At 68.2% G+C, this 18620-nt stretch carries 20 protein-coding genes; 2 read left to right on the forward strand and 18 right to left on the reverse strand.

The window, feature by feature from the left end; translation table 11 throughout:
- Window positions 1–9: 9 nt before the first annotated feature.
- The 6 genes from AB0M27_RS33585 to AB0M27_RS33610 are packed head-to-tail and all read right to left on the reverse strand — an operon-like array spanning window position 10 to window position 5321.
- Window positions 10–576, reverse strand: a complete 567-nt coding sequence (locus AB0M27_RS33585) for a YceI family protein (RefSeq protein WP_365727360.1) — start codon at window positions 574–576, stop codon at window positions 10–12.
- Between the two features lie 39 nt (window positions 577–615).
- Entirely contained in the window at window positions 616–1713 is a 1098-nt protein-coding gene (locus tag AB0M27_RS33590) for an LLM class flavin-dependent oxidoreductase (RefSeq protein ID WP_365727361.1), read from the reverse strand.
- A gap of 6 nt (window positions 1714–1719) precedes the next feature.
- Entirely contained in the window at window positions 1720–2574 is an 855-nt protein-coding gene (locus AB0M27_RS33595; RefSeq protein ID WP_365727363.1) for an ABC transporter ATP-binding protein, read from the reverse strand.
- Window positions 2571–3416, reverse strand: a complete 846-nt coding sequence (locus tag AB0M27_RS33600; RefSeq protein WP_365727365.1) for an ABC transporter permease — start codon at window positions 3414–3416, stop codon at window positions 2571–2573. Before AB0M27_RS33600 ends, AB0M27_RS33595 begins: the two co-directional genes overlap by 4 nt.
- Window positions 3413–4336, reverse strand: coding sequence for an ABC transporter permease (locus AB0M27_RS33605; RefSeq protein WP_365727367.1), 924 nt, complete (start codon window positions 4334–4336; stop codon window positions 3413–3415). The genes AB0M27_RS33600 and AB0M27_RS33605 overlap by 4 nt, the downstream gene beginning before the upstream one ends.
- 7 nt (window positions 4337–4343) lie before the next feature.
- Window positions 4344–5321 (reverse strand): ABC transporter substrate-binding protein, encoded by a 978-nt coding sequence (locus tag AB0M27_RS33610; RefSeq protein WP_365727368.1) that lies wholly within the window; start codon window positions 5319–5321, stop codon window positions 4344–4346.
- 588 nt (window positions 5322–5909) lie between these two features.
- Here AB0M27_RS33610 and AB0M27_RS33615 point away from each other — a divergent pair.
- On the forward strand, window positions 5910–6455 hold the full coding sequence (locus AB0M27_RS33615; RefSeq protein ID WP_365727370.1) for a flavin reductase family protein: 546 nt from the start codon (window positions 5910–5912) through the stop codon (window positions 6453–6455).
- 278 nt (window positions 6456–6733) lie between these two features.
- On the opposite strand, the gene AB0M27_RS33620 is transcribed toward AB0M27_RS33615, so the two are convergent.
- On the reverse strand, window positions 6734–7411 hold the full coding sequence (locus AB0M27_RS33620; protein ID WP_365727372.1) for a Crp/Fnr family transcriptional regulator: 678 nt from the start codon (window positions 7409–7411) through the stop codon (window positions 6734–6736).
- Between the two features lie 190 nt (window positions 7412–7601).
- Window positions 7602–8894, reverse strand: coding sequence for a M24 family metallopeptidase (locus AB0M27_RS33625; RefSeq protein WP_365727374.1), 1293 nt, complete (start codon window positions 8892–8894; stop codon window positions 7602–7604).
- A 244-nt stretch (window positions 8895–9138) separates the two neighbouring features.
- On the opposite strand from AB0M27_RS33625, the gene AB0M27_RS33630 reads away from it, so the two are divergent.
- Window positions 9139–9294 carry a hypothetical protein gene (locus AB0M27_RS33630; RefSeq protein ID WP_365727375.1) on the forward strand — a complete coding sequence of 52 codons (156 nt, stop codon included), beginning with the start codon at window positions 9139–9141 and terminating at the stop codon, window positions 9292–9294.
- 186 nt (window positions 9295–9480) lie between these two features.
- Here AB0M27_RS33630 and AB0M27_RS33635 read toward each other — a convergent pair whose 3' ends face one another.
- The 10 genes from AB0M27_RS33635 to AB0M27_RS33680 form a co-directional block, all read right to left on the reverse strand.
- Window positions 9481–9699 carry a hypothetical protein gene (locus tag AB0M27_RS33635; protein ID WP_365727376.1) on the reverse strand — a complete coding sequence of 73 codons (219 nt, stop codon included), beginning with the start codon at window positions 9697–9699 and terminating at the stop codon, window positions 9481–9483.
- Between the two features lie 345 nt (window positions 9700–10044).
- Window positions 10045–10200 (reverse strand): hypothetical protein, encoded by a 156-nt coding sequence (locus AB0M27_RS33640; protein WP_365727378.1) that lies wholly within the window; start codon window positions 10198–10200, stop codon window positions 10045–10047.
- Window positions 10201–10214: 14 nt separating this feature from the next.
- Window positions 10215–11261: a branched-chain amino acid ABC transporter permease gene (locus tag AB0M27_RS33645; protein ID WP_365727380.1), complete on the reverse strand. Its 1047-nt coding sequence runs from the start codon at window positions 11259–11261 to the stop codon at window positions 10215–10217.
- Complete coding sequence (locus tag AB0M27_RS33650; protein ID WP_365727383.1) at window positions 11258–12145, reverse strand: branched-chain amino acid ABC transporter permease; 888 nt, start codon at window positions 12143–12145, stop codon at window positions 11258–11260. The genes AB0M27_RS33645 and AB0M27_RS33650 overlap by 4 nt, the downstream gene beginning before the upstream one ends.
- Window positions 12146–12152: 7 nt before the next feature.
- Window positions 12153–13400: an amino acid ABC transporter substrate-binding protein gene (locus AB0M27_RS33655; protein WP_365727385.1), complete on the reverse strand. Its 1248-nt coding sequence runs from the start codon at window positions 13398–13400 to the stop codon at window positions 12153–12155.
- Window positions 13401–13853: 453 nt separating this feature from the next.
- Entirely contained in the window at window positions 13854–14576 is a 723-nt protein-coding gene (locus AB0M27_RS33660) for an ABC transporter ATP-binding protein (RefSeq protein ID WP_365727387.1), read from the reverse strand.
- Window positions 14577–14578: 2 nt separating this feature from the next.
- A complete protein-coding gene (locus AB0M27_RS33665; protein WP_351208767.1) occupies window positions 14579–15310 on the reverse strand; it encodes an ABC transporter ATP-binding protein in 732 nt (243 codons plus the stop codon).
- Window positions 15307–16344 (reverse strand): branched-chain amino acid ABC transporter permease, encoded by a 1038-nt coding sequence (locus AB0M27_RS33670; RefSeq protein ID WP_365727389.1) that lies wholly within the window; start codon window positions 16342–16344, stop codon window positions 15307–15309. Before AB0M27_RS33670 ends, AB0M27_RS33665 begins: the two co-directional genes overlap by 4 nt.
- Window positions 16341–17219, reverse strand: coding sequence for a branched-chain amino acid ABC transporter permease (locus AB0M27_RS33675; protein ID WP_365727391.1), 879 nt, complete (start codon window positions 17217–17219; stop codon window positions 16341–16343). The genes AB0M27_RS33670 and AB0M27_RS33675 overlap by 4 nt, the downstream gene beginning before the upstream one ends.
- Window positions 17220–17227: 8 nt before the next feature.
- Window positions 17228–18463, reverse strand: coding sequence for an amino acid ABC transporter substrate-binding protein (locus AB0M27_RS33680; protein ID WP_365727393.1), 1236 nt, complete (start codon window positions 18461–18463; stop codon window positions 17228–17230).
- Between the last annotated feature and the right edge of the window lie 157 nt (window positions 18464–18620).

Raw genomic sequence — 18620 nt, forward strand, 5'->3', positions numbered from 1 at the left:
CTCGCTCGGTCAGGACTGGGTGAGGACGAGCTCGATCTCCAGCGTGATCCGGACGAGGTCCGAGACGATCGCGCCGCCGGAGTCGAGCGCGGCGTTCCAAGTGACGCCGAAGTCCTTGCGGTTGATGTCGGTGACGGCCGAGAAACCGGCCCGGATCGCGCCACGGTGCGAGATCACCCCGCCGAAGACGGTGTCGAGCACCACCGGCCGGGTGACGCCCTTGATGGTGAGGTCGCCCGGGACGTTCCAGCGCCCGCCGGCGGTCGGCACCGCCGGGCCGCCGGTGAAGGTGATGACCGGATGGGTCTCCGCGTCGAGGAAGTCCGCGGAGCGGATCAGCTCGTCGCGCTTGGGGTGACCGGCGCTCACCGAGGCGACGTCGATGTCCGCGCGCACGGTCGCGGCGAGCGGGTTGCCGGCCGGGACGTCGACGGCGCCGTTGACGGCCCCGAACCGGCCGGTCACCCGGGCGACGGTCATGTGCCGTACGGAGAACTCGACGAGCGAGTGGGCCGCGTCGATGGTCCAGGCGCCGGGCTGGAGCGGGGTCTCGGTGCTGCTCTGCAGGGTGGTCACAAGGTTCCCTTTCTTGGGTTTGGTGCCGGATGGGGTCGGTCAGCTGGTGGTGGCGGAGTACGCGACGTGCTCGGCGGTCTGCACCGGGTCGGTGAAGCGGGGCATCACCTCGTCGATGAAGCGGCGCAGCGAGCGGGCGCCGAGGGCCGGACTCATCTGCCCGTAGAGGAAGACCAGCGTCATGTGGCCGACGCCGATGCCTTCGTACTCGCTGATCTTGCGGGCCACGGTCTCCGGGCTGCCGACGATCATGGCCTTCTTCAGGAAGTCGTCCCGGTCCACGGCCGAGACGCCGACGATGCTGCTCCTGAACCCGGCCGCCGCCGCGGTCCCGCCGAACGACTTCTTGGACTGCTCGGCGAGGTAGTCGAGCGGCCCGGCGACGTCGGCCAGCGCGGACTCGTCGGTCTCGCCGACGTAGACCATCTTCTGCACCATCGACCACTCCCGGGCGAAGGCGAGCGTCTCCTCGTCGTGGCCGGACGCGTTCAGCGTGTCGTGGTAGAGCCGCCACTTGCGGGCGGTCTCGGGCACGGCCTCGCGGGCGGTCATCAGCACCCATCCGCGCTCGGCGGTGTGGACGATGCCCTCGTCGGACAGCGCGGCGCGGCCGAACCGCGGCCCCGGCTTGGTGTACGAGGTCGGCATGATCCGGCGGGTCAGCACGCCCTTGGAGTGCGGCGTGGCGTACTCCAGGTCCGGGTCGTCCAGCGTCTTGCGCCTGGCCTGCTCCGCGATCCGGACGACCTCGTCCATGAGCGCGCCGCGCTGCACCGGGTCCCGGCCGAGACCCTTGTACTCCTGCGGGGAGCCGCCCGTGCCGACGCCGATGATGCACCGGCCCCGGGTGAGGAGGTCGAGAGTGTTGCACGCCTCGGCGAAGTTCATCGGGTTCCACAGCGCCGGGACCGCGACCGACAGCACCACATGAGCGTTCGTCAGCTGCGGCGCCAGGTACGCCCCGAACGTGAACGGGTTGCCGTAGGTGTTGTAGCCGGTGAAGTGGTGCTCGGTCAGGCACACGCCGGCGAACCCGCTGCGGTCGGCGAGGATCGCCTGGGCCGTGACCGCGTCGATCACGTCGAGGTCGTGGTCGGGTCCCGGGGACTGGGCGTTCAGGTATACCGAGAAACGCATGACGATCTACTCCTTGGATCCGATGGATGCGGGATCGGACGGTGGGCGGCCTGGCAGCGGCGGAGCTTGGGAATCCCGGCGGCGCAGATGGTTCGCCACCTCCGTGCGGAGCTTGACGAAGTCGGCCGTGGCCCTGGTGGCGATCTGGTCGCGAGGCGCCGGCAGCGCCACCGGGATGTCGGCCGCCACGGTCGCGGGCGGGCTGGTCAGCGCGATCACCCGATCGGAGATGTAGACACTCTCGTCGATGTCGTGGGTGACGAACAGGACCGTGACGCCGAAGAGGTCGCGCACCTCGAGGGTGAGGTCCTCCAGGTCGACCCGGGTCTGCGCGTCGACGCTGGCGAACGGCTCGTCCATGAGCAGGACCTTGGGGCGGCACGCCAGGGCGCGGGCGATGGCGACCCGCTGCTGCATGCCGCCGGACAGCTGCCAGGGGTAGCGGTTCCAGGCGTCGGCCAGGCCCACCGCCTCCAGGGACTCCCGGACCCGCGCCCTGCGCTCGGGCCGCGGCACATGTGTCGCCTTCAGCGGAAACTCGATGTTGGCGCCCACCCGCAGCCACGGGAACAGCGAGCGGCTGTAGTCCTGGAACACGATCGCCAGATCACTGGGGACTCCCCGTACGGGCGCCCCCAGCACGCTGATCTCGCCCGAGGCGGGCTTGAGCAGGCCGGCGACACAGAGCAGCAGGGTCGACTTGCCGGTGCCGGACGGCCCGACGATCGACACGAGCTCCCCGGGTGAGACCGTGAAGGACACGTCGGCGATGGCCTGGTGCGTCACGCCCTTGGCGGCGTACGTGTGCGACAGCCCGCGTACGCCGATCACCGCCGTCTGGGTCGTTTGCGCGTTGGTCACTTGCCTCGAGCCCCCTTGTGCCAGCGCAGCAGCCGGCTCTCGACGGTGAGGAAGACGGTGTTGATCAGGTAGCCGGCGATGGCGAGCAGCGCCATGGCGGCCCACATCCCCGTCATGTCGAAGTGCTGCTGGGCGGTGATGAGGCTGAAGCCGAGGCCGCTGGTGGCCACCACCCACTCCGAGAGCACCATGAGGATCAGCGCGAGGGCGAGCCCGATACGCATCCCGGCTGCGATGGCCGGCCCGCTCGACGGCAGCACCACCTGCACCAACTGGCGCCACCGGCTCAGGTGCAGGGCCCGCGCGGTGAACCGCAGCCGGGGATCGACGGAGGCCGCCGCGGCCATCGTGTTGAGCAGGACCGGCCAGACGCAGCCGAATACGATCAGCGCCACCCGCATGCCCGTAGACGCCCCGAAGAGCAGCAGGAAGACCGGTACGACAGCCGGAGTGGGCAGCGCCCGCAGGAACTGCGCCGGCGGGTCGAGGATCTGCCGCGCAGTCCGTACGGCGCCCGCGAGGACCCCTACCACTACGCCGATCAGCGACCCGAGCAGCCAGCCCGCCAGCATCCGGCCCATGCTCGGCACGACATCGGCCATGAAGGCCGGGGTCACGAACAGGTGCGCGGCCGGGCCGGAGAACCAGTCGACGAGGATCCGGTCGAGGATCTCGGTCGGCGGCGGGAAGAACAGGTTGCCTGCGTCGTTCGTCGCCCACTGCCAGGCGAGCAGCAGCAGGACGAGCACCCCGAACCGCACCACGGCGCCCTTGCCCAGCCTGGCCAGCAGACGGACCTGGCGTGCCGGCCGACGGATCGGGCCGGTTGCCGTCAGGGTCATGACGTCCCCTCTCGTCCGTGCCATGGGAACGCGCGCCGCTCGAGCGCGGTGGCCGCGGAGTTCACGGCCAGGCCGAGCAGTCCGGCGACCGCCACCGAGGCGTACACGAGATCGGCGTGGAAGCCTCCTCGGCTGGAGTCGAGGATGAACGCGCCGATCCCCTGGGTCGTACCGATGATCAGTTCGGCGGCGACGGTGACCACCAGGGCCAGGCTGACCGCGATGCGCACGCCGGTGCCGATGGCGGGTGCCGCCGACGGGATGACGACGGTGAACACCCTGCGCGGCCACTTCGCCCCGAACAGGCCGGCCGTCTGCAGAGCGACCCCGTCCACGTCCTGTACGCCGTGCACCGTGTTGAGCAGGATCGGCCAGAAGGCCGCGATGGCGACCGCGAGGACCACACTCGTCTGCCCGAGCCCGACCGTGAGCGTCAGCAGCGGGATGATCGCCACCGCCGGCAGCGGTCGCAGCACGTCGATCACCACCCGGGTGGCCCGCATGGCCGTGGGGAACAGCCCCAGCAGCAACCCGCAGACCACCGCGGTCGGCGTGGCCGCCAGCATCGCGAGTCCGGCCGAGGCGAGCGTGTGCCCGATGTCGGACAGGAAGCGCGACGCGGTGAGCAGCGCGCCGAGCTGTGCCGTGATCGTGGTGGCCGGCGGCAGATAGCGCGGCGCGACGAGGCCGCTCCAGCTCACCAGCTGGTCGGTGAGGCAGATCGTGAGAAGGCCGACCAGCCCTCGGACGAAGGCGCTGCGCGCCGCCGCCCGTGCGCATCGGACGGACCAGCCGGGGCGCCGCGGCGCCGCAGTCGTGGTCCTCGCGATGCTCCGGGCCGTGCCGGTGCCGCCCTCGCCGGCGTCCGTATGGGCCCGTTGCCACACCGTCCCCGGACTGGTCGGTTTCCTGGTGAACATGATCCGCTCAGCTCCCGGACGGGGCCGGGGCGGCGAACGACTTACCGGCGTCGATCTTCGCGGTGAGCAGGCCGTTGTCCACCATGAGGTCGGCCAGGGACTGCAACGCGGCCGTGTCCGTCACGTTCCGGATGTACGTCGGCAGCGTGATGCTCTTCGCCAGTTCATCGGTGACGCCGCTGTATTTGGGGATCAGCGCCCGGACGACGCTCTGGTCCGCGTCCGCCTTCTGGTTGGCGGCGGTGAGACCGTCACGGAAGGCGGTGACCGCCTTCGGGTTCTTCTGCACGTACGTGTTGGTGGCGACGTACGCCCCGATCAGCATGTCCGTGTTGCCGCCGGTGAAGACGTCCAGCACCACGTCGGTCTTGAGGTGCTGCTTGATCTCGCTCTGGAACGGCTCGGGCGTGCACACCGCGTCGGTGACCTTGTTCTGCAGGGTGCTCTCGTGGTCGACCTGGGGCACCGTCACGAGTTGGACCTTCTTGGCGTCGACGCCGGCGGCCTTGAGCAGGTTCGGGATGGCGAGTGCGCAGGAGGAGGTCGGCGATGGGATGGCGACCTTCTTGCCGACCAGGTCGGCCGGCTTGGCGATCCCCGAGCCTGCCCGGCTGAGCACCCGGATCTGACCTGGCGCCCCCTGGTCACCGAGGGCAACGATCGAGATCGGCAGGCCCTTCGCCCGGGCGGCGAGAATGTCGGGGACGGTCGCCCACACGATCGGGTACTCGCCGGACATGAGCCCGACGATCGTGGACTGGGCGCCCTGGTGGGTGTGCATGGCGACCTTGATGCCCGCCTGTTCGAACGTCCCGGACGTCGCACCGTACGCCGCGGCGGCGCTGGAGGCGTTCGGCGGCGCGTCGACCGTGATCGGCGACGCGGCCCCGTCGGCCGCCCCCTGGGTTTTGCCGCCGGGCGCGGCCGACGTCGCCCCCGGAGAACCGGAGCAGGACGCCAGAGCCGACGCCGAGATGGCGGCCATGATGACGTACACACATCGAGCGAGTCGGCTCGGCCGACACGTATGTGCTCGGCTTGTCATCGACGATGCACCTTCCCTTCACTGTTGCTGTAGTGACGGGTGCGGCCTCGACAGCCCCCGATCGCAACGGTCCGCACTGACAGCTGCGCTGGTGAGTACCCGGCGGAATGACTGCTCGTCACCGCACGGGAATGCGCCTGTAATGACGCCGAATAAAAGCCGACGGTGACCGCGCGGGTCAATGAATCTCCGTGTGGAATCCTGCACTTCGCGGCGGCCGACCAATGTCTTGACCCGATGCCGCGCAAGCGTGAATTGTTGAAGGGACCTCCGCCTCCGGTCGGCGCGGTTCTCGCTTGCCGGCCAAGGGTCATGGTTGCGGGCGGGGTCAGGTGGTTGTCCGCAGTGGATCGCGATCGGGCTGGCGGCCGGTGACGATGTACCTGGTGACAGCGCGTTGGCGCTGATCGCGGACAACGGCTGCGAACCTGACCGTGTCTGATTCTGCACAGACGATTGTGCCGGGCCTGTGTTTTTTGCTTCGCTGAACCGGCGATACGTCCCTGCCCTGACATTCGAGGAGTCCGCATGAGCACGGGGTTCACCGATTGCATGTCGATGTCACCAGTGGTCAATCTGGCGGGTTACGGAATCGAAGCTGACCATTTCCGGTCGTTGGCCGCCGCACTTCCGACCGGCGTTACCGTCGTCACCGCGCTGACGGCGGACGGCGCACCGGTCGGCATGACGTCGGGGGCCGTGTGCAGCCTGTCGTGCGAGCCGCCGCTCGTGCTCACTTGCATCGGGAAGGGCTCGCGGACGCTGGGGGCGATCAAGCAGCGGCAGAGCTTCTGCGTCAACGTGCTGGCGTCCGGCTCTGACGCGATCTCGAACCGGTTCGCGGCCTCCGGCGGTGACAAGTTCACCGACGTCGACTGGCGGCCGGGGCCGGGCGGGCTGCCGGTCCTGGCCGCGGGCACGACAGCGCATGCGGTCTGCGAGCTGTACCAGGTCGTCCCCGCCGGCGACCACGAGATCGTCATCGGACTGATCGTCGCAGGAGATTCCGACCCCTCAGGATCGCCGCTCGTGTACTACCGCCGTGCCTACGCGGGGTTCGACGCCCTCGCCTGAGTCTTCGTGATCTCATCGACGCGCCCCGCGGACAGGGCGCCGATACGGCCGAGACGGACCGGTCGGGCACATCGAACGCACCACCAGTCCGTCAACGACAGCCGTGCACACGAGCTGCCGGGACCCCACAGCCGTGGCAGACGGCCGTGTCCTGCGGCGTCCGCGCCCGAACCAGAATCCGGTTCCTCGGATCGATCACCGAGAAGGCCGGTTCCGTGACAGCCCATCAGTGCTCGCCGGGTGACCTCCTCGAAGCGGCTCGCTTCGGCCGGGCAAGGTCATGCGTGCGCCTTGTGGGTCAGTTTGGCGATGTCGAGGATGACCAGGCTGCGGAGTTCAAGGCGGACGACGCCTCGGTTGGCGAGTTCGGACAGGGACTTGTTGACGCTCTCGCGTGATGCCCCGACACAGTGTGCGAGTTGTTCCTGGGTGAGGCCGTGGTCGACGCGGATGCCTTCGAGTGTCGGGGTGCCGAACTTCGTGGCCAGGTCGAGGAGCATGCGGGCGACGCGGAGCGGGATGTGGCCGTGCAGCAGATTTTCCACGGCGTCGTTGACGCGCCGAACCCGGCGAGCCAGCAATTGCAGGAAGTGCCATGCCACGTCGGGCTCCTCCTGCAGCCAGCGGCGTACGGCCGACGCCGTGAACTCGACCAGTTCGAGGTCGGTCAGGGCGGTCGCCGTGGCTCTGCGCGGCGCCGGGTCGAACAGGGTGAGCTCGCCGAGGAGGTCGCCGGGGCCCAGCACGGCCAGGAGACTGTCGCGGTCCGCGCCGGCGGGGCGGGTCATCCCTATCTTGCCTCGGGTGATCACATACATCGAAGTGCCGAGATCGCCGAGCCGGAACACGACCCCGCCGCGCTCGAGATGCCGCCGCTGCGCCAGCGTCTCCAAGGTGAGGGCCGCATCCGGACGCAGCCCGGCAAACAGCACAGTATTGGCCAGGATCTCGTCCACCCCGCCATGGTATGTATCGTTCACGACGTATACCAGAGTTCGAAATTCGGTCCTGTGAGAGACAGGTGACAGGAGTGCCCGGTCGAGGGCCGATACGGCCGTATCCGGCAACAGACCCCGCCACAAGGCGCGTTGTGGGCGGGCGGGTGAGAGACAGATCCCACCCCGACTTGTGCCGGTTGGCGCCCCGTCAGTAAGGGTTGGCGACGAACAGGTCCTGGGCCGGGAACAGGGTCAGGACCTTGGCGCCGTCGGCGGTGACGACGACCTCCTCCTCGATGCGGGCGGCCGAGAAGCCGTCGGAGGCGGGGCAGTACGTCTCGAGGGCGAACACCATGCCTTCCTCGATCTCCACGGGGTTCTCCAGGGAGGTGAGGCGGCTGATGATGGGCCGTTCGTGCAGGCCGAGGCCCAGGCCGTGGCCGAACTGGAGGCCGAAGCAGTCCATCTCGGTGGCGAAGCCGAACTCGGTCGCCTTCGGCCAGGCGCGGGCGATGGTGTCCGTCGTCTGCCCGGGGCGTACCAGCTCGATGGCGGCGTCGATCCACTCACGGGCTTTGGTGTAGGCGTCACGCTGGCTGGGGGTGGCGGATCCGACGTTGAGGGTGCGGTAGTAGCAGGTGCGGTAGCCGTTGTACGACTGGATGATGTCGAAGAAACAGGTGTCGCCGGGGCGGATCAGCCGGTCTGTGAAGTTGTGCGGGTGCGGGTTGCAGCGCTCCCCGGAGACCGCGTTGATCGCCTCCACGTCGTCGGAGCCCTGCTCGTAGAGGTACTTGTGCGCCAGCGCCACGATGTCGTTCTCGCGGATGCCCGGCTTGAGGGCGTCGGCGATCTGCTGGTAGGCGCCGTCCACCATCGCCGCGGACTGGCTGAGTAGCAGGATCTCGTCGACGTTCTTGATCTGCCGCGCGTCGAGCATGACCTGCTGGCCGTCGGCCACCCGGATGCCGGCGCGCCGCAACTCGAACAGGAACGGCGGCTCCATGATGTCGATGCCGACCGGCTCGCCAGCCACCCCTGCCTGCACCAGCAGGTCCTTGATCTCTGCCACGGCTCGCTCCATCAGCCCGGCCTCCGGCGCGATCGCACCGCGCAGCCCGAGCAGCCCCGCTCGGGAGTTGCCCGGCGCCAGCCACGGCGCGTACAGCTGATGGTGCCGGGCCGCGGACCCGAAGTCCCACACCACCGGCTCACCGCCCCGGGTGAGCAATGCGTAGCGGGTCATCTTGTCACGCGACCACTCACCGATGACGGTGTTCGTGAGATAGCGGATGTTGTTCACGTCAAATACCAGCAGCGCGCCAAGGTCGGACGCCTCCAGCGCGGCGCGTGCCCGGGCGAGCCGGTACGCCCGCAACCGGTCGAAGTCGACGCGGGTCTCGAAATCGACGGCGGTGTGTCCCGGCGCCGGGATGTGCGGGGTGACCGAGAGCCGGCCCTGCAAGTCGTGGGCCGGGTTGGGTGCCGCGCTGATGGTCACTGCTGTCTCCTGTCGGGTCGAGTCCGCGGGCGACCGTGACGTCGTGCGCCGTCAGGCCGGCGCCGGGGCGCGGATGGTCGGCACGCGCACGCTAGGTTCGCCCATGACACCGGGTCAATCGACCGTGCAGATCTGCACAAGCGGCCACACCGGGATTGACATCCCGGAACGAGGCCGAGTTCCCCGCCGTGCGCTCGCATACCATGGCCGCGCGGTGTTCGTCCGGCACCCGCCGGAGGCTCTCATGGACCGAATCGGGCCGCGAACGCTGCCGTTGCCGGCCTTGACGACCCAGCACCATCGCATCGCTTTGTTCCGCGAGATCGTGGCCATCGACGATCTTCCGCTCATGCAACGGATCGCAGCCGCCCTGAGCCTCGCGCACTGCCGCCTCCTGTGATCGGGAGGCGTTGAGGGCGGTGCCGGACGGCGTTGCCCCTCGTTGGTGTGCCGGATTCCCGGGCGTCGCAGATACTGACGGTTGGTCGTCCGCAATGGCAGTCGGCCGTGGGGAGGTTGCTTGGCCGACGCTCGTTCCCGGCCGCCGATGTGGCCGGCGTGATGACTCGGGCGCCCTGGTACGTCGTTACTTCCCGGCGCCGTCGTAGGCGTCGCGCAGTGCACGGATGGCATCGGCAAGCTCGGTGGCCCGGTCGCGTCCGAGGGGAGTGAGGACGCGAGCGCGCAGGATCTGTGCCACCGTCCGCGAGATGGCCCGGGCGGTGTCCTCGCCCCGGCCGGTCGGTTCCAGGTAGGTGACGCGCCGCTCGGCCTCGCACGCCAGACGCCGGGCCAGACCGGCCACGCAGAGCCGGTCGGCGAGCTCGGTGAACCCGCCGCTCGCCTGCCTCCTGCGCCAGGCGTGACATCGGCATCCGGTGCTGGGAGGCAGCGAGCAAGCGCGCCATTACATCGGTGAGGCCTCGACCGAGATCGAAACGCTCGGCAACTTCGCTCACGAGAGCGTCCTGGGGGCGTGGAAACCCTGCATCACCAGCATCCACCAGTCGAGCGGGTCACGATCTGCTCTGGTCGACGCCTCGGCCGTCACCACCGTCGGTCGGCGACGGTGATACCGCGCTCTGACGGTCCCTCGTTTCGATGCCCATGGCACTCTCACCTTCCTGGCAGCGCGGGCGTTCCCGATCACTCAGTGGTGAAGGCCCGGCCGTCCCAGGAAGGCGCGGGTCCTCAGCCCGCCGGCGATGCCGAAGCCGGTGGCCGCGGCCGGCCACCAGGGTGCCCGGGGGAGCAGCCCGAGGGCCTGGTCGGCCGACCAGTGGCCGGGTCCGGTGAGCGTGAGCACGGCCGGCAGGACGATCAGGACTTGCGGCTACTCGTAGCCGTCGTAGGCGTCTGCGGGGATGCGCCCTCGGCCGGCAATGGTTCACGGCGAGTTCCGCGTCGACGGCGCAGCCACTCGCCCGCGGTGGGCAGGATGCCCCGGGGAAGCAGCAGGATGACGGCGAGGAACAAGACCGCATAGGTGACCAGGTAGAGCTTGCTCGCGCCGACCGAGTAGGCCAGGTACTCCTGGACGGGTGCGATGACCAGCGCTCCGACCGTGGGTCCCCAAAGGGTTTTCTGGCCCCCGAGGAAGACCATCAGCACCGTTCCGACCATGAGCAGCGGATCGACCGCGTACTGCGGGAGGATGAAGGAGATGTAGTACGCCCACACCGCGCCCGCAGCGGCGGTCAGGCTGACGCTGACGCAATACATCATGACCTTGATCGCGGTGGTGGGCACACCTACGCCGCGGGCCTTGTCCTCGTCCTCGCGCACCGCGGTCAGTGCGAGTCCGAGCGGGGCGCGGCGGGTGACCTCGAACAGGGTGACGGCCACTGCCAGGATCACCAGCATGGCGAAGTAGAAGGGCGCCTCGTAACCATCGGGAGCGAACGGCGCCACGGCGGCAGTCAGTCCGGCGGACCCGTGCGTCACGCCGGTGAGGTTGAAGGCCAGGGCTTGAGCCATGAACAGGAACGTGATGGTGACGATCGCGAAGGCCACGTGGCGGGCCCGCAGGACGACCCAGCCGATGGGCGCGGCGATGACGGCCGCCGCGACCGCGATCAGCGGCACCAGGAGGAATGGCCCGTACCCTGCGAGTGCCGCCCTGTCGGGTCCGCCGAGCAGCGCCAGGGAGTAGGCGCCAAGGCCGAAGAACGCGGCGTGGCCGAGCGATATGTAGCCGGTGAAGCCGCCGAGCAGATTCCACGATGACCCCAGCGCGGCGTACATGATGGTGAGAACACCGAGGTTGAGTATCCACGAGGTGTGCACCAGCAGCGGGAAGCAGGCGCACATCAGCAGAGGCAGGCCGAGCCGGAAAGCCGGTGTCCGTGACAGCCGATCGAAGGTCACAGTGCACCTCGCTCGACTGTGCCGAACAGCCCTTGGGGGCGGAGCAGCACCACCAGGAAGAGTACGGCCAAGAACGTGAACGGTGCCCACACGGGGCTGATGGTCGCCGCCACGACCGCTTCGACCACGCCGAAGGCGACCGAGGCGAGGACGGCTCCGGGCAGACTGCCCAGGCCTCCCAGAACAGTGATCGAGAGCAGCCGGGAGATCAGGTCGTAGGAGCTGTTCGCGTTGAAGGGGTACAGCATCCCGTACACCGCGCCGGCACCGCCGGCCAGCGCGACGCCCACGCCCATCCCCAGTGCCCCGACGCGTTCGGCTTCGACTCCGAGCAGCTTCGCCGCGACCGGATTTTGCACCGTGGCCCGCAGCGAGCGGCCGAACTGCGTCTTCCGCAGCAGCAGCCACAGTCCGGACAGCAGTACCGCGGCGACGCCGAAGGCCAGCACACGAACCACCGACACCGTGTACCCGCCGACCTCCCACGAGGCGTTGGCGTAACTGGTGTGGATGGACCGGTAGTCGGCACCGTAGACCAAGTCGAGGAGTCCTTCGATGCCGATCGCCACCCCGAACATGATCAGCAAGGTCTGCTCAAAACTGACCTCGGCCTTGCGTCGCTTGACCGGCCTGATGAACAGGATCTGGACGGAGATCCCGACGACGAACATCGCGGGCATCACCAGCAGGATGGTCGCCAGGGGGTCGATGCCGAAGTGCGTGTGCAGGGTGTAACTGAGGTAGGCGGAGAGCATCACGAAGATGCCCTGGGCGACGTTCACGACCCGCATGACACCGAACACGAGCGTCTGCCCGGTGGACATCAGCGCGTACACCCCGCCCGTCAGTATCCCGAGAAGCAATGCCTGGATCAGCGTGTGCATGGCAGGTTCAGCCTCCCCATGCGGGCTTGGGGATCACGGGCGCATGTACGGCGGTATCGCTCGGATAGACGGGCAGCAGCCGGCCGTCGGTCCATTCCTCGAGCATGTTGTCGTGCCCGCTGGTCGCTCCGTCGCTGTCCCAGCTGAGGCTGCCCTCGACGGTCTGGACGGTCATGGAGTGCAGGGACGAGATGATCGTGGTGTTGTCGGCTTTCCCGGTCTTCTCGGCGACCGCCTGCAGGATCTGTCCGGCCGCATACGCCTCGGCCGAGCTGGCGTCGATGGTGTCCGCGGATCCGCCGAATTTGGCGAGATATTCCTTGATGAACTGCTGGTTTCCGGTGCGGTTCACCAGAGGTGACCAGTCGTTCGAGGTGAAAATCCCGGCGACATTGCCCTTCCCGGCTTTGTCGGGGAAGTTCACAGGGTCGTTCGCGTCGTTCGGCATGAACAGCCACTTGGGATCGAAACGCTGCTGGATCATCGCCCGCACCGTCTCGTAGGCGTCCTCGCCCTGCGTGCCCGCGATCACCATGTCCGGGTGGGTGGCGACGATCCGTGACACGGTGGGCCCGACGTCGGCTTGTTCGCTGGGATAGGTCTGGTTCAACACGGTCGTGATGCCCGCGGCCTGCAACCGCCGGCGCATCGTATCCACGACCGAGGTGGCGAACGGGTTGTCGACACTGGAGTACGCGACGGTCCTGGGTCGCCGGCCGGCCGGCAGCGACAGTATGTAGTCGCAGAAACTCACGCCGAGTTCCGCCACGGGTGACGGCTGGGCGAGGAAGAGGTTGTGCAGATGCAGCGCGAAGACAGTGGGTGCGCCCCCCGCCGACTCGATGAAGGCGTATCCGTACCGGGCGGCCACCCGAGCCGCGGGCACGGTCAGCAGACTCGACACCGGCCCGAACACGAGATCGACGTGATCCCTGCTGATGAGGTTCTGATAGTTGGTCACCACCTGGGTGCTGCTGCTCGCGTCGTCGACGATCTTCAGCTGTACCTGGCGTCCGAGGATCCCGCCGGCCTTGTTGACCTGATCGGCCCAGAGTTGGTAACCGCGCTTCGCTGCTCGCGCGGTGTCGCCGAAGTCTCCGGTCATGGACAGGGAAATGCCGATCCGGAGCGGCTGATGGGATCCGCTGCCGACTCCTGCGGCGCTCGTTGCCGGATTTACTGAACAGCTGGCAGTCAACAGCGTCGCCAGGATACAAGCGCTGGAGGCCAGATTGCGTCGGATGGCTGGTGTCACCGTAAGCTCCCTCTCATACCAAGGGCAGGCAGGTCGATGAGCCGAGATACCGCCAAAAGTGCGGCGGACGTGGTGGGGGCGGACAGTGAGCTGGGGTCCGGGCAAACCCGGAAGCCGGCCTGCTCACTCAACGGAAGCCGCTCCCGAGCGGCGGCTGCGTTTCCGGCCCTGGCCATTTGACGCCCGCCGCATGCCGGCGGGCAACCGGCTGGCGGCCGTTGTGCAATCCTGCACAACAAGGGCCTGGAAAACGGGGAAAGTGACTGGGAATAGGTGGGCTGTTCGCGCCTGCCAGCACCAAGCAACGCCAAAAGGGCGAGGAAGCCAAAGAGAGCAAGGGGATCGCAGCTGCCGGGCCGCCACCACGGGTGGCGGCCCGGAAATGGCCGCTGCCCTGCCCGCGGTCGGTGTCCGAGGGCAGGGCTTGCGGGTACGGGGCCGTTGGCGTGCCACCTATCGCGGCGCGGCTCCCAGGTAGAGGCGTGCCACCTCAGGATCGTCCAGCAGTTCGGCACCACTGGCGACGAGGCGGACCCGGCCTGCTTCAAGGACGGCCCCGACATCGGAGGCGGCCAGACCGGAGCGTGCGTTCTGCTCGACAAGGAGCACGGTGCGGCCGTCGGTGGCGAGTTGCCGAATGCTGGTGAAGACCTGCTGCCGGGATTTGGGGTCCAGGCCGATGGAGGGCTCGTCGAGAAGGATGAGTGCGGGGTCAAGGACCAGAGTCCGAGCGAGTTCGACCTGCTTCTGCTCGCCGCCGGAGAGGGAACCGGCGTGCTCCCGCGCCCGTTTGGTGCAGATGGGAAAGGCCTCGACGGCGCGTTCGATGCGGGTCTGCACCACCTTGTGGTCCTTGAGCGTGTAGCCGCCCATGAGGAGGTTGTCCCACACGCTCATCGCCGGGAACAAGCTGCGGTCTTGGGGAACGTGGACGATACCGAGCCCCAGCCGTTCCCTGGGCGAGAGCTTGCCCAGAGGTTTGCCGCGGAAGGCGACGGTGCCCCCTTTCGGCCGCAGCAGCCCGCTGATGGTCTTCAAAACGGTTGACTTCCCTGCACCATTGGGGCCGATCAGGCACGTGACCGTGCCGGGTTCGACGGTCAGGTGCACGCCCTTGAGAATGTCGCCGGCACCGTATCCGGCCACAACGGCGTCCAGGGTGAGGATCGGGGCCATGGTCAGCTCCCCAAGTAGGCGTCGAGGACGAGAGAATTGGTTTGGACCTCGTCGGGTGTGCCGGTGAAGATCCGCTTTCCCTGGTCGAGCACGATGACCGGGTCACACAGTCGCATGACGAAGGTCATATCGTGCTCGACGATGAGGAACGTGACTCCAGCCGCGTGCCGTTGCCGGATGTGGCGTTCCATGGTCTCGATCATGACCGGGTTGACGCCCGCGGTGGGCTCGTCCAGGAGCACCAGCTCCGGATCGCTCATCAGTACGGCGGCGAACTCCAGCAACTTGCGCTGGCCGTAGGAGAGTTCCGAGGCCAGCAGGTCGGCGACGGGTGCCAGCCGGAACTCCTCCAGCAGTCGGCCCGCCCGCTGCCGGTCGGCTCGGCTCACCCGCCGGGTCAGCAGCTGCCGCCAGCTGTAGCCGCCGGCGACCACCAGGTTCTCCTCGACGCTCAGCTGCGGGAAGACCCGGGCCTGCTGGAAGGTGCGGGACAGGCCGCGCCGGTAGAGGGTACCGGCGTCCAGGCCTGTGACCTCACGCCCGTTGAACCGTACCTGGCCGCTGTCGGGCCGCAGGTATCCGGTGATCAGGTTGAACAGGGTGGTCTTGCCCGACCCGTTGGGGCCGATGAGTGCGGTGACGGTGTCGCGCTGGACGGCGAACGAGCAGGAGTCGACCGCCCGCGTTCCGCCGAAGGACTTGGTGGCGTCGGTTACCTCGAGCAGTGCGGTCACAAGTGCCCTCCTTCTGTCGTCGGCACGGGGGCGCCGGGGGCCGTTCGCGGGGTGGACAGGCCGGCGGCGACGACTCTGGCCCGGCTCCGCCGCCGGATCATGTCCTGGACGGTGGGCAGGATGCCGCGCGGCAAGAGCAGCATGATCAGCAGGAACACCAGGGCGTAGGCGATGAGGTAGACCTGGCTGCCTCCGAGCTGGTAGGCGAGGTACTGCTGGGCGGATTCCAGGATGAAGGCGCCGATGACCGGGCCCCACAAGGTGGCACGGCCTCCGAGGAAGGTCATCAGGACGATCGCGATCGTGATCAGCGGGTCGATGGCGAACTGCGGGTAGATGAAGCCCTCGTAGTAGCCCCAGACCGCGCCCACCATGGCCGTGAAGCCGACGCTGAGGGCGAAGGCCAACAGCTTGATACCGGTGGTGCGCACGCCGATGCCGCGAGCCTTGTCCTCGTCCGCGCGTATCACGACCAGGCTCAGTCCGACCTTGGTGCGCATGATCGCGTACGTGACTGCCATCACCACCGCGAGCAGCACCAGCAGGACGTAGTAGAAGGGCCGGTCGAAGCCGGCTCCCGAGAACGGCGGCTGTGGCAGGGCCAGCCCCTGTGCGCCTCCAGTGATGCCGTGCAGGTTGAACGCAAGGGTCTGGGTGACGAACAGAAGCGTGATGGTGACGATGGCGAAGACATCGGCCCGAGTGCGCATCGCCACTGCGGCGATGGGCAGGCCGAGGACGGCACCGAGCAGGCCGATCACCGGTAGCGCCCAGAACGGCTCGTAGCCACTGGTGACGGAGTGGTGGGCGAACCACAGTCCTTCCGCGTAGGCGCCGATGCCGAAGAAGGCGGCGTGGCCGAGGGAGGGATAGCCGGCGAACCCGCCGACGATGTTCCAGGCGCTGGACATCACCGCGAACATCAGGGTGAAGATCAGCATGTTGATCGCCCAGTGCGCCAGATCGAACGACGGCAGGGCCGCCAGCAGCCCGAAGAAGACGATGGCGATTGCTGCGCCACGGAACGCTTTCATATGGCCCCCCGGGTCGCGGTGCCGAACAGGCCTCGCGGCCTCAGGAGAAGGATGAGGAGGATGATGACGAAGTACGTCATCCCGGACCAGGACGGTGAGAGCGTCGAGGCGACCACGGCGGAGGAGACCGACACGATCACCGCACCGATCACGGCCCCGACCACGCTGCCCAGACCACCGAGCAGGACGATGGACAGCAGCAACGAGATCAGGTCGTAGTGACTGCCGGAGTTGAAGGGATACAGCAGTCCGTAGACGGAGCCGGCTGCTGCCGCGGTTGCCGACCCGAGCCCGAAGCCGAGGGCGGACACGCGCTGGGCCTCGACGCCGAGCAGGCGGGCGGCGTCCGGGTTCTGCACGGTGGCGCGCACGGCCCGGCCGAAACGCGTCCGGTTCAGCAGCAGGTACAGAAGGCCGAGGGCGACGAGCGAGAGCAAGAAGCCCCACAGCCGCACCAGGGTGATCTGGTAGCCGAATACGGTCCAGCTGGCGTTGCTGTAGGAGGTGCTGACGCTTCGGTAGTTGGTCTTCCACACCACGCTCATGACGCCCTCGACGAGCAGGGCGACGGCGAAGGTGACGAGCAGGCTGAGTTCGGAGCGGTCCTCCCTCTTCAGCGGCCGCAGGAAGCACACCTCGACCGCCACCCCGAGCGCGAACATCACGACCGTGGTGATCGGGATGGCCAGGAACGGGTCGAGGCCGAAGGAGGTGAACAGTTGATAGGCCAGGTAGGCGCCCAGGATGACCATCGCTCCCTGCGCCAGGTTGACGACCTTCATGATGCCGAAGATCAGGGTCTGCCCGGAGGCCATGAGCGCATAGACGCCGGCGGTGAGGAGGCCGAGGATGAGTGCCTGGATGAGGCTGTGCATGGCCTGTGTCACCCGCCCCAGTTCGGCTTGGGGTAGACCGGGGCGACCCGGGCGACACCCGCGGGGTAGACGGGCACGAGCTTGCCGCCCTGCCACTGGACGAGGGAGAACTGGCCGGTCGGAGAGCCATCGGCCTTCCAAGCCATGTTCCCGAGCAGAGTGGGCCAGCTCCCCGAGTGCAGGGACTGGGTGATCGTGACGTTGTCGAGCTTGCCGGTCTTCTTGGCGACCTCTTCCAGCAACTGCCCGCAGGCGTAGGCCTCGGCGGACGTGTTGTCGATCTTCTGCGGGGTGCCGCCGTACTTCTTGAGGTACGCGGCGGTGAATCCGGCGCTTCCCGGTGCGGTGGACCCCGGATACCAGTCACCGGAGGACATGACGCCCGTGGTGTTGCCGGCACCCACCTTGTCGGGGAACTGTTGCGGGGAGTTCGCGCCGTTCGACTGGAACATGAACTTCGGGTTGAAGTGCAGCTGCACCAGTGCCTTGACCTGCTGGTAGGCGTCCTGGGTCTGGGTGCCACCGACCAGGACGTCCGGGTGAGCTGCGGCAACACCGGACATCACCGGGGAGAGGTCCTGGGTCTCGGCCGGATACACCTGCTTGTACACGGTCTTGATGCCCGCGGCCTCGAACTTGGCCCGGACGCTTTCGGCGACCGGGGCGGCGAACGGGTCGTCCAGCTCCGCGTAGGCGGCGGTCTTCGGCCGCTTGTCGGCCGGGAGCGACAGTATCCAGTTGGCGAACACATCACCGGAGCGGGTGGAGGGCGCCGGCTGGACGAAGAAGAGGTTGTTCAGGTGCTGTTCGAAGACCTTCGGACCACCGCCGGCCGGCTCGAGGAAGGCGTATCCGTACCGCTTGGCGACCTGTGCCGCCGGTATGGTGAGCAGGCTGGAGAACGGGCCGAACACCAGGTCGACATGGTCCTGGTTGATGAGATTCTGGTAGTTGGTGATGACCTGGGTGGGGCTGGACAGGTCGTCGACGATCTTGATCTGCACCTTGCGGCCGAGCAGGCCGCCCTTGGCGTTGACCGAGTCGGCCCACAGCTGGTAGCCGCGCTGAACAGCCTGACCGGAATCGGCGAAGTCCCCGGTGAGCGACACCGAGGCACCGATCACGAGCGGGCCGTGGGCTGATCCGGCGTCATCGGAGCCAGAGGTGGCGCAGCCGGTCGCGGCCAGCGCGCAGGCAGCGGCAACCGCGGTCAAGGCGTTCCGGCGACGTGCGTTGCGTTTCATGGGTGGTCCTCGTGAGTGGCGTGTGGTGAGGTCGTCGCACCGACCAGGCCTGTGGCCGAGTCGGCCGGTCCGCAGCCGAGTTGGGCGGACCCGGTGGAGCAGTGGCGAGGAGGTGGGCTGCGCGGCCGCCGTCCCTTCAGCCGGGTTGCGCAGCGTC

Origin of the sequence: Streptomyces sp. NPDC052107 (genome assembly GCF_040680215.1) — a bacterium.
Classification (GTDB): Bacteria; Actinomycetota; Actinomycetes; order Streptomycetales; family Streptomycetaceae; genus Streptomyces.

What these genes read in the sequence shown, in the direction of transcription:
- AB0M27_RS33590 (WP_365727361.1), bottom strand. Translation starts at nt 1,713, where the DNA reads ATGCGTTTCTCGGTATACCTGAACGCCCAGTCCCCGGGACCCGACCAC.
- AB0M27_RS33600 (WP_365727365.1), bottom strand. Translation starts at nt 3,416, where the DNA reads ATGACCCTGACGGCAACCGGCCCGATCCGTCGGCCGGCACGCCAGGTC.
- AB0M27_RS33605 (WP_365727367.1), bottom strand. Translation starts at nt 4,336, where the DNA reads ATGTTCACCAGGAAACCGACCAGTCCGGGGACGGTGTGGCAACGGGCC.
- AB0M27_RS33610 (WP_365727368.1), bottom strand. Translation starts at nt 5,321, where the DNA reads ATGGCCGCCATCTCGGCGTCGGCTCTGGCGTCCTGCTCCGGTTCTCCG.
- AB0M27_RS33615 (WP_365727370.1), top strand. Translation starts at nt 5,910, where the DNA reads ATGAGCACGGGGTTCACCGATTGCATGTCGATGTCACCAGTGGTCAAT.
- AB0M27_RS33630 (WP_365727375.1), top strand. Translation starts at nt 9,139, where the DNA reads ATGGACCGAATCGGGCCGCGAACGCTGCCGTTGCCGGCCTTGACGACC.
- AB0M27_RS33650 (WP_365727383.1), bottom strand. Translation starts at nt 12,145, where the DNA reads ATGCACACGCTGATCCAGGCATTGCTTCTCGGGATACTGACGGGCGGG.
- AB0M27_RS33660 (WP_365727387.1), bottom strand. Translation starts at nt 14,576, where the DNA reads ATGGCCCCGATCCTCACCCTGGACGCCGTTGTGGCCGGATACGGTGCC.
- AB0M27_RS33670 (WP_365727389.1), bottom strand. Translation starts at nt 16,344, where the DNA reads ATGAAAGCGTTCCGTGGCGCAGCAATCGCCATCGTCTTCTTCGGGCTG.
- AB0M27_RS33675 (WP_365727391.1), bottom strand. Translation starts at nt 17,219, where the DNA reads ATGCACAGCCTCATCCAGGCACTCATCCTCGGCCTCCTCACCGCCGGC.
- AB0M27_RS33680 (WP_365727393.1), bottom strand. Translation starts at nt 18,463, where the DNA reads ATGAAACGCAACGCACGTCGCCGGAACGCCTTGACCGCGGTTGCCGCT.